The organism is Pseudomonas sp. FBCC-B1667 (assembly GCF_059133255.1).
On sequence record NZ_CP101437.1, the window covers coordinates 6139962 to 6155000 of the forward strand.

11 protein-coding genes, 4 tRNA genes and 2 rRNA genes are annotated in these 15039 nt (G+C 54.1%); all 17 read right to left on the reverse strand.

Features of this window, described 5'->3' with window-relative positions:
• Window positions 1-63: 63 nt before the first annotated feature.
• The 17 genes from rpoB to NL116_RS28500 all read right to left on the reverse strand — a co-directional run bounded on the left by rpoB (window position 64) and on the right by NL116_RS28500 (window position 14984).
• Complete coding sequence (gene rpoB / locus NL116_RS28420; RefSeq protein ID WP_007946139.1) at window positions 64-4137, reverse strand: DNA-directed RNA polymerase subunit beta; 4074 nt, start codon at window positions 4135-4137, stop codon at window positions 64-66.
• 220 nt (window positions 4138-4357) lie between these two features.
• Window positions 4358-4723: a 50S ribosomal protein L7/L12 gene (gene rplL, locus NL116_RS28425; protein ID WP_007946140.1), complete on the reverse strand. Its 366-nt coding sequence runs from the start codon at window positions 4721-4723 to the stop codon at window positions 4358-4360.
• Between the two features lie 78 nt (window positions 4724-4801).
• A complete protein-coding gene (gene rplJ, locus NL116_RS28430; protein ID WP_007946141.1) occupies window positions 4802-5302 on the reverse strand; it encodes a 50S ribosomal protein L10 in 501 nt (166 codons plus the stop codon).
• A gap of 198 nt (window positions 5303-5500) precedes the next feature.
• Window positions 5501-6196, reverse strand: a complete 696-nt coding sequence (gene rplA / locus NL116_RS28435) for a 50S ribosomal protein L1 (RefSeq protein ID WP_008041297.1) — start codon at window positions 6194-6196, stop codon at window positions 5501-5503.
• Complete coding sequence (gene rplK / locus NL116_RS28440; RefSeq protein ID WP_003176435.1) at window positions 6196-6627, reverse strand: 50S ribosomal protein L11; 432 nt, start codon at window positions 6625-6627, stop codon at window positions 6196-6198. The genes rplA and rplK overlap by 1 nt, the downstream gene beginning before the upstream one ends.
• 117 nt (window positions 6628-6744) lie before the next feature.
• Entirely contained in the window at window positions 6745-7278 is a 534-nt protein-coding gene (nusG, locus tag NL116_RS28445; protein ID WP_007896622.1) for a transcription termination/antitermination protein NusG, read from the reverse strand.
• A 9-nt stretch (window positions 7279-7287) separates the two neighbouring features.
• Window positions 7288-7656: a preprotein translocase subunit SecE gene (secE, locus tag NL116_RS28450; protein ID WP_007896620.1), complete on the reverse strand. Its 369-nt coding sequence runs from the start codon at window positions 7654-7656 to the stop codon at window positions 7288-7290.
• Between the two features lie 45 nt (window positions 7657-7701).
• Window positions 7702-7777 (reverse strand) — tRNA-Trp (locus tag NL116_RS28455).
• 53 nt (window positions 7778-7830) lie between these two features.
• On the reverse strand, window positions 7831-9024 hold the full coding sequence (tuf, locus tag NL116_RS28460; RefSeq protein WP_027924378.1) for an elongation factor Tu: 1194 nt from the start codon (window positions 9022-9024) through the stop codon (window positions 7831-7833).
• Window positions 9025-9108: 84 nt separating this feature from the next.
• Window positions 9109-9184: transfer RNA gene (locus tag NL116_RS28465), tRNA-Thr, on the reverse strand.
• A gap of 26 nt (window positions 9185-9210) precedes the next feature.
• Window positions 9211-9284: transfer RNA gene (locus NL116_RS28470), tRNA-Gly, on the reverse strand.
• A gap of 24 nt (window positions 9285-9308) precedes the next feature.
• Window positions 9309-9393, reverse strand: a tRNA-Tyr gene (locus tag NL116_RS28475).
• A 144-nt stretch (window positions 9394-9537) separates the two neighbouring features.
• Window positions 9538-9978 carry a hypothetical protein gene (locus NL116_RS28480; RefSeq protein ID WP_494374973.1) on the reverse strand — a complete coding sequence of 147 codons (441 nt, stop codon included), beginning with the start codon at window positions 9976-9978 and terminating at the stop codon, window positions 9538-9540.
• A 7-nt stretch (window positions 9979-9985) separates the two neighbouring features.
• A complete protein-coding gene (locus tag NL116_RS28485) occupies window positions 9986-10735 on the reverse strand; it encodes a pantothenate kinase (RefSeq protein ID WP_494374974.1) in 750 nt (249 codons plus the stop codon).
• A complete protein-coding gene (gene birA, locus NL116_RS28490) occupies window positions 10725-11684 on the reverse strand; it encodes a bifunctional biotin--[acetyl-CoA-carboxylase] ligase/biotin operon repressor BirA (RefSeq protein ID WP_494374975.1) in 960 nt (319 codons plus the stop codon). The genes NL116_RS28485 and birA overlap by 11 nt, the downstream gene beginning before the upstream one ends.
• Window positions 11685-11819: 135 nt before the next feature.
• Window positions 11820-11935, reverse strand: a 5S ribosomal RNA gene (gene rrf / locus NL116_RS28495).
• A gap of 157 nt (window positions 11936-12092) precedes the next feature.
• Window positions 12093-14984 (reverse strand): 23S ribosomal RNA (locus NL116_RS28500).
• Window positions 14985-15039 lie beyond the last annotated feature (55 nt).

Genomic DNA, 15039 nt, shown 5'->3' on the forward strand with positions numbered 1-15039 from the left:
GCCTTTCCTCCTGACGGAGCAGAGAGCGGGCAATCCTGCCCCGCTCTCGATTCGCGTCACGTGTTATTCGGTTTCCAGATCGATATCGATGCCGAGGGAACGAATTTCCTTGATCAACACGTTGAAAGACTCGGGCATGCCCGGCTCCATACGGTGATCACCATCCACGATGTTTTTGTACATCTTGGTACGGCCGTTCACATCGTCCGACTTCACTGTGAGCATTTCTTGCAGAGTGTAAGCGGCACCGTAAGCTTCCAGTGCCCAGACCTCCATCTCCCCGAAACGCTGACCACCGAACTGCGCCTTACCACCCAGCGGCTGCTGGGTAACCAGGCTGTACGAACCGGTAGAACGAGCGTGCATCTTGTCGTCTACCAAGTGGTTCAGCTTCAGCATGTACATGTAGCCAACAGTCACCGGGCGCTCGAACTTGTTGCCGGTACGGCCGTCAGTCAGCTGCATCTGGCCGCTTTCTGGCAGGTCTGCCAGTTTCAGCATGGCCTTGATTTCGCTTTCTTTGGCGCCGTCGAACACTGGAGTGGCCATTGGAACACCGCCACGCAGGTTCTTCGCCAGATCCAGGATTTCCTGGTCGGAGAAGCTATCCAGATCTTCGTTACGACCGCCGATCTGGTTGTAGATCTCGTCCAGGAAGGTCCGAAGCTCAGCCACTTTGCGCTGCTCTTCGATCATCCGGTTGATCTTCTCGCCCAGACCTTTGGCCGCGAGACCGAGGTGGGTTTCAAGGATCTGACCAACGTTCATACGCGAAGGTACGCCCAACGGGTTGAGGACAACATCGACCGGGGTGCCATTGGCATCGTGCGGCATGTCTTCAACCGGCATGATCACGGAGACCACACCTTTGTTACCGTGACGACCGGCCATCTTGTCGCCCGGCTGGATGCGGCGACGGATTGCCAGGTAAACCTTGACGATTTTCAGCACGCCTGGAGCCAGGTCATCGCCCTGCTGCAGTTTGCGCTTCTTGTCTTCGAACTTGTCGTCCAGCAGACGGCGGCGATCAACGATGTAGGCCTGAGCCTTCTCGAGCTGCTCGTTCAGAGCATCTTCAGCCATGCGCAGTTTGAACCACTGACCATGCTCAAGACCGTCGAGAACTTCGTCGGTGATGTCCTGACCTTTCTTCAGACCGGCGCCGCCTTCGGCTTTGTGGCCGACCAGAGCGGAACGCAGACGTTCGAAAGTTGCGCCTTCAACGATACGGAACTCTTCGTTCAGATCCTTGCGGATCTCGTCGAGTTGAGTCTTCTCGATCGACAGTGCACGAGCATCACGCTCAACGCCGTCACGGGTGAAGACCTGTACGTCGATGACGGTACCCTTGGTGCCGGTCGGCACGCGCAGGGAGGTGTCTTTAACGTCGCTGGCTTTTTCACCGAAGATGGCACGCAACAGCTTCTCTTCCGGAGTCAGTTGGGTCTCGCCTTTCGGAGTGACCTTACCGACCAGAATGTCGCCTGCGCCAACTTCAGCACCTACGTAAACGATACCGGCTTCGTCCAGTTTGTTCAGTGCAGCTTCACCCACGTTCGGGATGTCTGCAGTGATTTCCTCCGGCCCAAGCTTGGTGTCACGTGCCACACAGGTCAGTTCCTGAATGTGGATCGTGGTGAAGCGATCTTCCTGAACCACACGCTCGGACAGGCAGATGGAGTCTTCGAAGTTGAAGCCGTTCCATGCCATGAACGCGATGCGCATGTTCTGACCCAGAGCCAGTTCACCCATGTCGGTGGACGGACCGTCAGCCATGATGTCGCTGCGCTGAACCCGATCACCTTTACGCACCAGCGGACGCTGGTTGATGCAGGTATTCTGGTTCGAGCGGGTGTACTTGGTCAGGTTGTAGATGTCGACACCAGCTTCGCCGGTTTCAACTTCGTCATCAGCAACACGAACCACGATACGGCTGGCGTCGACGGAATCGATAACACCGCCACGACGAGCCACGACGCAAACGCCGGAGTCACGAGCTACGTTACGCTCCATGCCGGTACCGACCAGCGGCTTGTCAGCGCGCAGGGTTGGTACAGCTTGACGCTGCATGTTCGAACCCATCAACGCACGGTTGGCGTCGTCGTGCTCGAGGAACGGGATCAGCGACGCAGCAACCGAAACTACCTGCTTCGGCGATACGTCCATCAAGGTGACGTCTTCCGGCGCCTTGACGGTGAACTCGTTCAAGTGACGAACAGCTACCAGCTCGTCGATCAGGACTTTCTTGTCGTTCATCGTGGCCGAAGCCTGAGCGATCACGTGATCTGCTTCTTCGATGGCGGACAGGAACACGATCTCGTCGGTGACCAGAGCGTCTTTCACCACACGGTACGGGCTCTCAAGGAAGCCGTACTGGTTGGTACGCGCATAAGCGGCCAGGGAGTTGATCAGACCGATGTTCGGACCTTCCGGCGTTTCAATCGGGCATACACGACCGTAGTGAGTCGGGTGTACGTCACGCACTTCAAAGCCAGCACGCTCACGAGTCAAACCGCCAGGGCCGAGTGCAGAAACACGACGCTTGTGGGTGATCTCGGACAGCGGGTTGTTCTGGTCCATGAACTGGGACAGCTGGCTTGAACCGAAGAACTCTTTCACCGCCGCAGCCACTGGCTTGGCGTTGATCAGGTCTTGCGGCATCAGGCCTTCGCTTTCAGCCATCGACAGACGCTCTTTGACCGCACGCTCAACACGTACCAGGCCAACGCGGAACTGGTTCTCAGCCATTTCGCCAACGCAGCGAACACGGCGGTTACCCAGGTGGTCGATGTCATCGACGATGCCTTTGCCGTTACGGATGTCGACCAGAGTCTTCAGTACCGCGACGATGTCTTCTTTGCACAACACACCCGAACCTTCGATCTCGGTACGACCGATACGACGGTTGAACTTCATCCGACCGACCGCGGACAGATCATAGCGCTCAGGGCTGAAGAACAGGTTGTTGAACAGGGTCTCGGCAGCGTCTTTGGTTGGCGGCTCGCCTGGACGCATCATGCGATAGATCTCGACCAGCGCTTCCAATTGGTTGCTGGTGGAGTCGATCTTCAGTGTGTCAGAGACGAACGGACCGCAGTCGATATCGTTGGTGTACAGAGTTTCAATGCGAACAACCTGAGCCTTGGCGATTTTGGCCAGGATCTCGGTGTTCAGCTCGGTGTTGCACTCTGCCAGGATTTCGCCGGTTGCCGGATGCACGATGGCCTTGGCGGTAGTGCGACCCAGAACGTAGTCCAGAGGCACTTCCAGGGTCTTGAGACCGGCTTTTTCGATCTGGTTGATGTGGCGCGCAGTAATACGGCGACCAGCCTCAACGATGACCTTGCCCTTCTCGTCCTGAATATCAAGTACAGCGATTTCACCACGCAGACGCGAAGCAATCAGTTCCAGACTGAGGGTTTCGCCGCTCAGGTGGAAAACGTTGGTGGTGTAGAACGCGTCGAGCACTTCTTCAGTGGTATAGCCGAGCGCGCGCAGCAGTACCGATGCAGGCAGCTTGCGACGACGGTCGATACGCACGAATACGCAGTCTTTCGGGTCGAACTCGAAGTCCAGCCACGAACCGCGGTAAGGAATGATGCGCGCGGAGTACAGCAGTTTGCCGGAGCTGTGCGTCTTGCCACGGTCGTGGTCGAAGAACACGCCCGGAGAACGGTGCAGCTGGGAAACGATTACACGCTCGGTACCGTTGATTACGAAGGTACCGTTCTCAGTCATCAGGGGGATTTCACCCATGTAGACTTCTTGCTCTTTAATGTCCTTGATCGCTTTGTTCGACGATTCTTTGTCGAAAATGATCAGGCGCACTTTCACCCGCAAAGGTACGGCGTAAGTTACACCGCGCAATACGCATTCTTTGACATCAAATGCCGGTTCGCCCAGGCGATAACCGACGTACTCCAGCGCAGCATTGCCGGAGTAGCTGATGATCGGGAAAACGGATTTGAAGGCCGCATGCAGGCCCACGTCGCGGAACTGATCTTTAGTCGCTCCCGCTTGCAAGAATTCACGATACGAATCCAGCTGGATGGCCAGGAGGTACGGCACATCCATGACGTCCGGCAACTTGCTAAAGTCCTTGCGGATACGTTTTTTCTCAGTATATGAGTAAGCCATCAGCGTTCCCCAGCTTGGTCACCTGCTTGTTTGGCCCCTCCCGACGGGAGCAGCCAGAAAATCGTGCAAACCCCATGGTTTGCGCCACCACATCGGGTGGTTACAGCTCGTTATCAGCACCGACCCAGTCGGCTGCCAATAACGGAAAAAGGCCGGTGGCAAGAGCCACCAGCCATCAGCCTTTCGCTTTACGCTTGGGCTGGAGGAGCAAAGTCGATGCTTATTTCAGCTCGACTTTAGCGCCTGCTTCTTCCAGAGTAGCTTTGGCTTTGTCACCGGCATCTTTCGAAACGGCTTCCAGAACCATGGCAGGAGCGCCGTCAACTACAGCCTTGGCTTCTTTCAGGCCCAGACCGGTCAGTTCACGTACTGCCTTGATCACGTTTACTTTCTTCTCGCCAGCTTCCAGCAGCATGACGTTGAATTCGGTTTGCTCTTCAACAACAGCGGCAGCAGCAGCTGGACCAGCCGATGCAGCAGCAGCGGAAACGCCGAATTTTTCTTCGAAAGCTTTGATCAGCTCAACAACCTGCAGAACCGACATTTCAGCTACGGCGTTGAGGATATCTTCTTGGGAGATAGACATTACTGTATTTCCTGAATTGGGGGACGGCCTACGCGGCCATCGAAATAAACAAAAATACGCGAGAGGAGATGCTCAGCCTTAGGCTGCAGCAGCTTCTTTTTGCTCGCGAACTGCAGCCAGAATACGAGCCAACTTGCTGGTAGCGCCTTGAATCACGCTCATCAGCTGAGAAATTGCTTCGTCACGGGTCGGCAGTGTTGCCAGTACGTCGATTTGGTTAGCTGCGAGGAACTTGCCCTCGAACGCAGCTGCCTTGATCTCGAACTTATCCTGACTCTTGGCGAATTCCTTGAACAAACGGGCAGCAGCGCCTGGATGATCCTTGGAGAACGCGATCAGAGTCGGGCCGGTGAACACGTCGTTGAGGACACTGTATTCAGTGTCAGCAACAGCGCGCTTGAGCAGGGTGTTACGTACAACACGTACGTAAACGCCAGCTTCACGAGCCTCTTTACGGAGTCCGGTCATCGCGCCTACTGTTACGCCACGGGCATCAGCCACGACAGCGGACAGAGCGACTTTGGCAGCCTCGTTGACTTCAGCGACGATGGCCTTCTTGTCTTCGAGATTAATTGCCACGGGTTTAACTCCTGCTTGTTACCGTTTCATCTGGCCGGAGCCGGATGTCGTTTTGGTGTCTGATTCGGTAAGGAACCGGGAGCACCATCTGCGTAGGCTTGAGGTTTAAGACTTGCGTCGCCTACGGTCTTGGATAGCCCCCGCCAGGCAGGGACCCCAATCTTTCAATTGGCGCGATCGCTCGCGCCAACCTGTGTCTTACGCGTCGAGCGAGCTTTGGTCGATGACCAGACCCGGGCCCATAGTGGTGCTCAGGGTAACGCGCTTGACGTAAATGCCTTTCGAGGAAGCTGGCTTGATGCGCTTCAAATCAGCGATCAGGGCTTCAACGTTTTCCTTCAACTTGACGGCGTCGAAGCCGATCTTGCCAACGGAAGTGTGGATGATGCCGTTTTTGTCGGTACGATAACGAACCTGACCAGCCTTGGCGTTTTTAACCGCGGTAGCTACGTCTGGCGTTACGGTGCCGACTTTAGGGTTAGGCATCAGGCCGCGTGGACCGAGGATTTGACCCAACTGACCCACAACGCGCATTGCATCCGGGGATGCGATAACTACGTCATAGTTCAGATCGCCGCCTTTCATTTCGGCAGCCAGGTCGTCCATACCTACACGGTCAGCGCCGGCAGCCAGAGCGGCCTCAGCAGCTGGACCCTGGGTGAACACAGCAACGCGAACGGTCTTGCCAGTGCCGTGTGGCAGCACAGTAGCGCTACGAACAACCTGGTCAGATTTACGCGGGTCAACACCCAGGTTAACAGCAACGTCGAACGACTCGCTGAACTTGACAGTCGACAGCTCAGCCAGCAAAGCAGCAGCGTCTACAAAATTGTAGGACTTGCCTGCTTCGATTTTGCCGGCGATAGCTTTTTGACGCTTGGTCAACTTAGCCATTACACACCCTCCACGTTAAGGCCCATGCTACGAGCAGAACCGGCGATAGTACGCACGGCTGCGTCCATATCAGCTGCAGTCAGATCCGCGTTTTTGGTTTTCGCGATTTCTTCCAGCTGAGCACGGGTCACGGTGCCAACCTTAACGGTGTTCGGACGAGCGGAACCGCTAGTCAGACCAGCAGCCTTCTTCAGCAGAACCGAAGCAGGGGTGGACTTGGTTTCAAAAGTGAAGCTACGGTCGCTGTAGACAGTGATGATCACAGGAGTCGGCAGACCTGGCTCAAGACCCTGAGTACGGGCGTTGAAGGCCTTGCAGAATTCCATGATGTTCACGCCGTGCTGACCCAGAGCAGGACCAACAGGTGGGCTTGGGTTAGCCTGAGCGGCCTTCACTTGCAGCTTGATGTAAGCGGTAATTTTCTTGGCCATGAGGCACTCCAATTACGGGTTCAAACGCCTCGAAAGGCTCCCCGGTTACTTGCGCGTTTATCCCAGTGACGACAAAACCCCACAGCCTAGGGCTGTGGGGTTGGGATGCTTGCTCAGCTAGACTTTTTCGACCTGGCTGAACTCTAGCTCTACCGGGGTAGAGCGTCCGAAAATGAGCACTGCCACTTGGATCCGGCTCTTCTCGTAGTTAACCTCTTCAACCGTGCCAGTAAAATCAGCAAACGGCCCGTCATTGACGCGCACCGACTCACCCGGCTCGAACAGCGTCTTCGGCTTCGGCTTGTCGCTACCATCAGCAACGCGACGCAGAATCGCTTCTGCCTCTTTATCTGTAATCGGCGCAGGCTTGTCGGCAGTACCGCCAATGAAGCCCATCACCCGAGGTGTATCCTTGACCAAGTGCCAAGTACCCTCGTTCATATCCATCTGTACCAGCACGTAACCCGGGAAGAACTTACGCTCGCTTTTGCGCTTCTGGCCATTACGCATTTCAACCACTTCTTCAGTGGGAACCAGAATTTCGCCGAAGCCATCTTCCATGCCAGCCAGCTTTACGCGCTCTACCAACGAGCGCATGACATGCTTCTCGTAACCGGAGTAAGCATGCACAACGTACCAACGCTTAGCCACGGGACACCCTTAGCCGACAATCAAGGAAACAAGCCAGCCGAGGAGGGAATCAAGCCCCCACAACAGCAACGCCATAACCAGAACAACAGCCACAACAATCAACGTGGTCTGCGTGGTCTCTTGGCGAGTTGGCCATACGACTTTACGAATCTCGGTGCGAGCTTCCTTAACCAGTACAAAGAAAGACTTGCCCTTGACTGTCTGCAGGCCTACAAAGGCAGCTACAGCAGCAATGACGAGCAGTGCAAGTACACGGTACAGGATCGGCGAAGCAGAGTAATACTGATTGCCAACAACGCCAACAACCACCAAAGCGACTACTACTAGCCACTTGAGTAGATCGAAGCGAGAGCCTTGAGCTTCAGCTTTAGGAGTCATCTATGAAGATCCTGTGAAAAGAAAGCCAGACACACCAAGTGAATCTGGCAGGTCAGGAGGGAATCGAACCCCCAACCTACGGTTTTGGAGACCGTCGCTCTGCCAATTGAGCTACTGACCTAAAACAAAATCAGGCCGACCATTATGCCGGCCCGAAAAAGACATTACAACAATTTACTCGATGATTTTGGCCACGACACCAGCGCCGACGGTACGACCGCCTTCACGGATAGCGAAACGCAGACCATCTTCCATCGCGATGGTTTTGATCAGGGTAACAGTCATCTGAATGTTATCGCCTGGCATTACCATTTCAACGCCTTCTGGCAATTCGCAGTTACCGGTCACGTCAGTAGTACGGAAGTAGAACTGTGGACGGTAGCCTTTGAAGAACGGAGTATGACGGCCGCCTTCTTCCTTGCTCAGAACGTAAACTTCTGCGGTGAACTTGGTGTGCGGCTTAACCGAACCCGGCTTAACCAGAACCTGGCCACGCTCAACGTCGTCACGCTTTGTGCCACGCAGCAGCACGCCGCAGTTCTCGCCAGCACGACCTTCGTCGAGCAGCTTGCGGAACATTTCAACACCGGTGCAGGTGGTGACGGTAGTGTCACGCAGACCAACGATTTCCAGTGGATCCTGAACACGAACGATACCGCGCTCGATACGACCAGTCACAACAGTACCGCGACCAGAAATCGAGAATACGTCTTCGATTGGCATCAGGAACGGCTTGTCGGTCAGACGAACTGGTTCTGGGATGTAGCTGTCCAGAGTCTCAACCAGTTTACGAACGGCAGTGGTGCCCATTTCGTTGTCGTCTTTGCCTTCCAGAGCCATACGCGCCGAACCGATGATGATCGGAGTGTCGTCGCCTGGGAAGTCGTAAGTGCTCAGCAGATCGCGCACTTCCATCTCAACCAGTTCCAGCAGCTCAGCGTCGTCTACCAGGTCAGCCTTGTTCAGGAAAACCACGATGTACGGAACGCCTACCTGACGGGACAGCAGGATGTGCTCACGGGTTTGTGGCATCGGACCATCAGCGGCCGAGCAAACCAGGATAGCGCCGTCCATCTGCGCAGCACCGGTGATCATGTTCTTCACATAGTCAGCGTGACCTGGGCAGTCAACGTGAGCGTAGTGACGGATCTTCGAGTTGTACTCGACGTGTGCGGTATTGATGGTGATACCACGAGCTTTTTCTTCTGGCGCGCTGTCGATTTTATCGAAATCAACGATGGCCGAACCGAAAACCTCGGAGCAAACACGAGTCAGAGCAGCAGTCAGCGTAGTCTTACCATGGTCAACATGACCGATAGTACCAACGTTAACGTGCGGCAGCGAACGATCGAACTTTTCCTTAGCCATCGAAACAACCCCCAACAAAAAAATTGAGCAAGCAATACCAACCATTAAAACAAAGGCAGATATTTTCATATCTGCCTTGTTATATGGAGCTCTTGAGCGGATTTGAACCGCTGACCTCACCCTTACCAAGGGTGTGCTCTACCAACTGAGCTACAAGAGCGTAACACTTTGCAGGATCTGCAAACTTGGAGCGGGTAGCGGGAATCGAACCCGCATCATCAGCTTGGAAGGCTGAGGTTCTACCACTAAACTATACCCGCGGAGCTTGCAGCTCTCGCTAAAATTGGTGGAGGGGGAAGGATTCGAACCTTCGAAGTCGTAGACGTCAGATTTACAGTCTGATCCCTTTGGCCGCTCGGGAACCCCTCCTAAGCGAGCCGGCATTCTATATCATGCCAGCCTTCTGTCAAGCATTTTTCTCATTAAAAACCTGAGGTTAGCTGCATTGACACCACTTCCGCATTGCTGACCGCTAAAGGTCTTCACTGCGAAGCGGGCGCCATTCTATGCAAACTATTCAGCCGGTGCAACCCCTTCACACGGCATTATTTTATGTTTTAACTCATTGAATTCTTTAGAAAGGTTTAACAGCTGCAAATCATCAAGCAAACGCTGGCTTTCTGGAGCTACGCGCACCCAAAAACCGGATGATTCAATCGTGTCTTTTGACAAAGACTGATACCTGACGCCTAGCTCACCAAGTCGACGCCCAACCGCCAATGCTGTCTCCTGGCGAACAACCCCGCCCAGATACAGGCAGTTATTGCCTGCCACTGTGGATTTTCCTTTGTCACGAGCAAGGTCCGCCGCCTCGCTTATCAAGCGGATGTCCTGTTGCGATCCCTGATACAAACTCAAAGGCGTTACATCTTTCGCCCGCAGCGGAGCCTCTTGCTGATGCCAAATGTAGTAGAAGACGTTGAGAACCAGCAGCAACAGAAACAACCAACGCATAAAAACCTCAGGACAATGGGCATGCCATCGCTAAACCTACAAAAATCAGGTCGGGAACCAGCCTGGCCTCGGGCACAACTTCGCAGACCAATGTTGCATCCCCCCCAGTGAGAAACACAGTGAAGCTCTCCCCCCAATAACTACGCGCCAACTCAAGCTGAGTCAGGACAAACCCCCTCAGCATGAGAGAGCACCCTCGCTCCACCGCTTCGACGGTTGTACGGCCAGGCACAAGACTTTCAAGCGCTCGCTCGGCATCCAGGTCGCCGTATCGGATTCTGCGGGTATGGGTTCGCAACTGGTTGCGCATCAGGGGCATCCCTGGGCAAATAAAGCCACCAAGATGCTCTCCGTCCGGAGCAATGAAGTCGGCCGTCACCGCGGTACCGAAATCAAGCACCAGGCACGCACCGGAGGCCAAATGAAACCCTCCGAGCATCGCGAGCCAGCGATCGAGACCCAGCCGCTCAAACTCGTCATATCCATTGCGCACCCCGGCCATTTCGCGGGCTGGTGCCGCACATACGACGGACACCGCGAAAGCTTGCGTCAATATAGAAGCTAAAGCGGCGGTTTCTTCGGCCGTTCTAACACTGACCAACCGACAATGCTCAAGTGCGAGCCCTTCCAGCATACCCAAGCTCTCCAGCAAAGCATCATCCGAATCAACCACGCCCTCACTGAATACCTGCCTGACATCTGCACAGAGCACACGCCATTTTATAAAACTGTTTCCACAGTCAAGCTCAAGAATCATCGCGCAACCTCAAGCTGAGCTCACCGCCACTAAAGACTTTTTCAACGCCATCTACTTTCAAGCGCAAAGCCCCCTGACTGTCGATTCCCAATACCTCACCATCTATTCGAGTTACGCCGGCGATCAAAGACACAGCCCGCCCCTGCCACAGATGGTTTTGCTCCCACTCCGACTGGATAGAGGAAAATCCGTCATGCTGGTGGCGAGCCAGATATTCCTGGAGCATCGAGCCCAACTCCGAAACCAGGTGATTGCGATCAAACGCCCTGCCCGACTCCAGACGCATTGACGTCCATAATTGATCAACCTCTTCAGTGATCTGCATATTGACGTTAATTCCAACACCCAACACCACGTGACATACATCCGCCGGATCACCCACCAATTCAAGCAGTATCCCGGCGATTTTTTTTTGCCCCACCAAAACATCATTGGGCCATTTTAACCCCACCCCTGGAATACCGAGCGCTCGCAACGCTTGCATGACCGCAAGACCAACAACAAGGCTCAACCCTTCCAGCTGCCGCATTCCGCCTTCAATGCGCAATACCAGGCTGTAATAGACATTTTCTGCGAAAGGACTGATCCACCTGCGCCCCCGCCGCCCACGACCTGCGGTCTGGCGCTCGGCAAGAACCAAAAATGGCGCAGCCTGACCACGCTCGATAGCGCGCAAAGCCTCAGCGTTGGTGGAGTCTATTGAATCGAAGAGCAGAATTGGCCAGCCACAAGCAGACGCGTCGCGCGTTATGGCCACAGGATCAAGTAGCGTCAACGGTGCAGCCAGCTGATATCCGCGGCCGCGCACCTTATGAATTGACAAGCCAAGCTCAGCTTCTAGATGCTGCAGCTGCTTCCACACCGCACTACGACTGACTCCCAGGGCAACGCCCAGGGCTTGGCCCGAATGGAACCGACCATCTTTAAGTAGCTTTAACAACGTCAGCATGCAAGTTTCGCCTCACAATGAGGCCCGCATGATAGCCATGCCCCGAGCCGTTGCATAGAAAACCGACAAGACGGATTTCCTGCAGGCAAAACAAAACCCCTACCTGCATACGCAGATAGGGGTTTCGGAATTTAATCTTGACGATGACCTACTCTCACATGGGGAAACCCCACACTACCATCGGCGATGCATCGTTTCACTGCTGAGTTCGGGATGGGATCAGGTGGTTCCAATGCTCTATGGTCGTCAAGAAATTCGGGTACTGAGTCGTGGCCAGTTGGCCGCGCTTCAGCAAATTGGGTATGTGACAGCTTTCGGTGTTTTGTGAGCGTCGAACTTTCGGTTCATTTCGTCTTCACACACCGCAATCTGATGCTCTTTCGAGTAGTCAAATTGCTTGGGTGTTATATGGTCAAGCCTCACGGGCAATTAGTATTGGTTAGCTCAACGCCTCACAGCGCTTACACACCCAACCTATCAACGTCGTAGTCTTCGACGGCCCTTCAGGGGACTCAAGGTCCCAGTGAGATCTCATCTTGAGGCTAGTTTCCCGCTTAGATGCTTTCAGCGGTTATCTATTCCGAACATAGCTACCCGGCAATGCCACTGGCGTGACAACCGGAACACCAGAGGTTCGTCCACTCCGGTCCTCTCGTACTAGGAGCAGCCCCTCTCAAATCTCAAACGTCCACGGCAGATAGGGACCGAACTGTCTCACGACGTTCTAAACCCAGCTCGCGTACCACTTTAAATGGCGAACAGCCATACCCTTGGGACCGGCTTCAGCCCCAGGATGTGATGAGCCGACATCGAGGTGCCAAACACCGCCGTCGATATGAACTCTTGGGCGGTATCAGCCTGTTATCCCCGGAGTACCTTTTATCCGTTGAGCGATGGCCCTTCCATACAGAACCACCGGATCACTAAGACCTACTTTCGTACCTGCTCGACGTGTCTGTCTCGCAGTCAAGCGCGCTTTTGCCTTTATACTCTACGACCGATTTCCGACCGGTCTGAGCGCACCTTCGTACTCCTCCGTTACTCTTTAGGAGGAGACCGCCCCAGTCAAACTACCCACCATACACTGTCCTCGATCCGGATAACGGACCTGAGTTAGAACCTCAAAGTTGCCAGGGTGGTATTTCAAGGTTGGCTCCACGCGAACTGGCGTCCACGCTTCAAAGCCTCCCACCTATCCTACACAAGCAAATTCAAAGTCCAGTGCAAAGCTATAGTAAAGGTTCACGGGGTCTTTCCGTCTAGCCGCGGATACACTGCATCTTCACAGCGATTTCAATTTCACTGAGTCTCGGGTGGAGACAGCGCCGCCATCGTTACGCCATTCGTGCAGGTCGGAACTTACCCGACAAGGAATTTCGCTACCTTAGGACCGTTATAGTTACGGCCGCCGTTTACCGGGGCTTCGATCAAGAGCTTCGCGTTAGCTAACCCCATCAATTAACCTTCCGGCACCGGGCAGGCGTCACACCCTATACGTCCACTTTCGTGTTTGCAGAGTGCTGTGTTTTTAATAAACAGTCGCAGCGGCCTGGTATCTTCGACCGGCATGGGCTTACGCAGTAAATGCTTCACCCTCACCGGCGCACCTTCTCCCGAAGTTACGGTGCCATTTTGCCTAGTTCCTTCACCCGAGTTCTCTCAAGCGCCTTGGTATTCTCTACCCAACCACCTGTGTCGGTTTGGGGTACGGTTCCTGGTTACCTGAAGCTTAGAAGCTTTTCTTGGAAGCATGGCATCAACCACTTCGTGTTCTAAAAGAACACTCGTCATCAGCTCTCGGCCTTAGAATCCCGGATTTACCTAAGATTCCAGCCTACCACCTTAAACTTGGACAACCAACGCCAAGCTGGCCTAGCCTTCTCCGTCCCTCCATCGCAATAACCAGAAGTACAGGAATATTAACCTGTTTTCCATCGACTACGCTTTTCAGCCTCGCCTTAGGGACCGACTAACCCTGCGTCGATTAACGTTGCGCAGGAAACCTTGGTCTTTCGGCGTGGGTGTTTTTCACACCCATTGTCGTTACTCATGTCAGCATTCGCACTTCTGATACCTCCAGCAAGCTTCTCAACTCACCTTCACAGGCTTACAGAACGCTCCTCTACCGCATCACCTAAGTGATACCCGTAGCTTCGGTGTATGGTTTGAGCCCCGTTACATCTTCCGCGCAGGCCGACTCGACTAGTGAGCTATTACGCTTTCTTTAAAGGGTGGCTGCTTCTAAGCCAACCTCCTAGCTGTCTAAGCCTTCCCACATCGTTTCCCACTTAACCATAACTTTGGGACCTTAGCTGACGGTCTGGGTTGTTTCCCTTTTCACGACGGACGTTAGCACCCGCCGTGTGTCTCCCATGCTCGGCACTTGTAGGTATTCGGAGTTTGCATCGGTTTGGTAAGTCGGGATGACCCCCTAGCCGAAACAGTGCTCTACCCCCTACAGTGATACATGAGGCGCTACCTAAATAGCTTTCGAGGAGAACCAGCTATCTCCGAGCTTGATTAGCCTTTCACTCCGATCCACAGGTCATCCGCTAACTTTTCAACGGTAGTCGGTTCGGTCCTCCAGTTAGTGTTACCCAACCTTCAACCTGCCCATGGATAGATCGCCCGGTTTCGGGTCTATTCCCAGCGACTAGACGCCCTATTAAGACTCGCTTTCGCTACGCCTCCCCTATTCGGTTAAGCTCGCCACTGAAAATAAGTCGCTGACCCATTATACAAAAGGTACGCAGTCACCCAACAAAGTGGGCTCCCACTGCTTGTACGCATACGGTTTCAGGATCTATTTCACTCCCCTCTCCGGGGTTCTTTTCGCCTTTCCCTCACGGTACTAGTTCACTATCGGTCAGTCAGTAGTATTTAGCCTTGGAGGATGGTCCCCCCATATTCAGACAAAGTTTCTCGTGCTCCGTCCTACTCGATTTCATGACCAAGAGATTTTCGCGTACAGGGCTATCACCCACTATGGCCGCACTTTCCAGAGCGTTCCGCTAATCTCAAAGCCACTTAAGGGCTAGTCCCCGTTCGCTCGCCACTACTAAGGGAATCTCGGTTGATTTCTTTTCCTCAGGGTACTTAGATGTTTCAGTTCCCCTGGTTCGCTTCTTAAGCCTATGTATTCAGCTTAAGATAACCATCTTATGATGGCTGGGTTCCCCCATTCAGACATCTCCGGATCAAAGTCTGTTTGCCGACTCCCCGAAGCTTTTCGCAGGCTACCACGTCTTTCATCGCCTCTGACTGCCAAGGCATCCACCGTATGCGCTTCTTCACTTGACCATATAACCCCAAGCAATCTGGTTATACTGTGAAGACGACATTCGCCGAAAATTCG

Coding starts and splice junctions, on each gene's coding strand:
- rpoB (WP_007946139.1), bottom strand. CDS start 4,137: ATGGCTTACTCATATACTGAGAAAAAACGTATCCGCAAGGACTTTAGC.
- rplL (WP_007946140.1), bottom strand. CDS start 4,723: ATGTCTATCTCCCAAGAAGATATCCTCAACGCCGTAGCTGAAATGTCG.
- rplA (WP_008041297.1), bottom strand. CDS start 6,196: ATGGCTAAGTTGACCAAGCGTCAAAAAGCTATCGCCGGCAAAATCGAA.
- rplK (WP_003176435.1), bottom strand. CDS start 6,627: ATGGCCAAGAAAATTACCGCTTACATCAAGCTGCAAGTGAAGGCCGCT.
- secE (WP_007896620.1), bottom strand. CDS start 7,656: ATGACTCCTAAAGCTGAAGCTCAAGGCTCTCGCTTCGATCTACTCAAG.
- tuf (WP_027924378.1), bottom strand. CDS start 9,024: ATGGCTAAGGAAAAGTTCGATCGTTCGCTGCCGCACGTTAACGTTGGT.
- NL116_RS28480 (WP_494374973.1), bottom strand. CDS start 9,978: ATGCGTTGGTTGTTTCTGTTGCTGCTGGTTCTCAACGTCTTCTACTAC.
- NL116_RS28485 (WP_494374974.1), bottom strand. CDS start 10,735: ATGATTCTTGAGCTTGACTGTGGAAACAGTTTTATAAAATGGCGTGTG.
- birA (WP_494374975.1), bottom strand. CDS start 11,684: ATGCTGACGTTGTTAAAGCTACTTAAAGATGGTCGGTTCCATTCGGGC.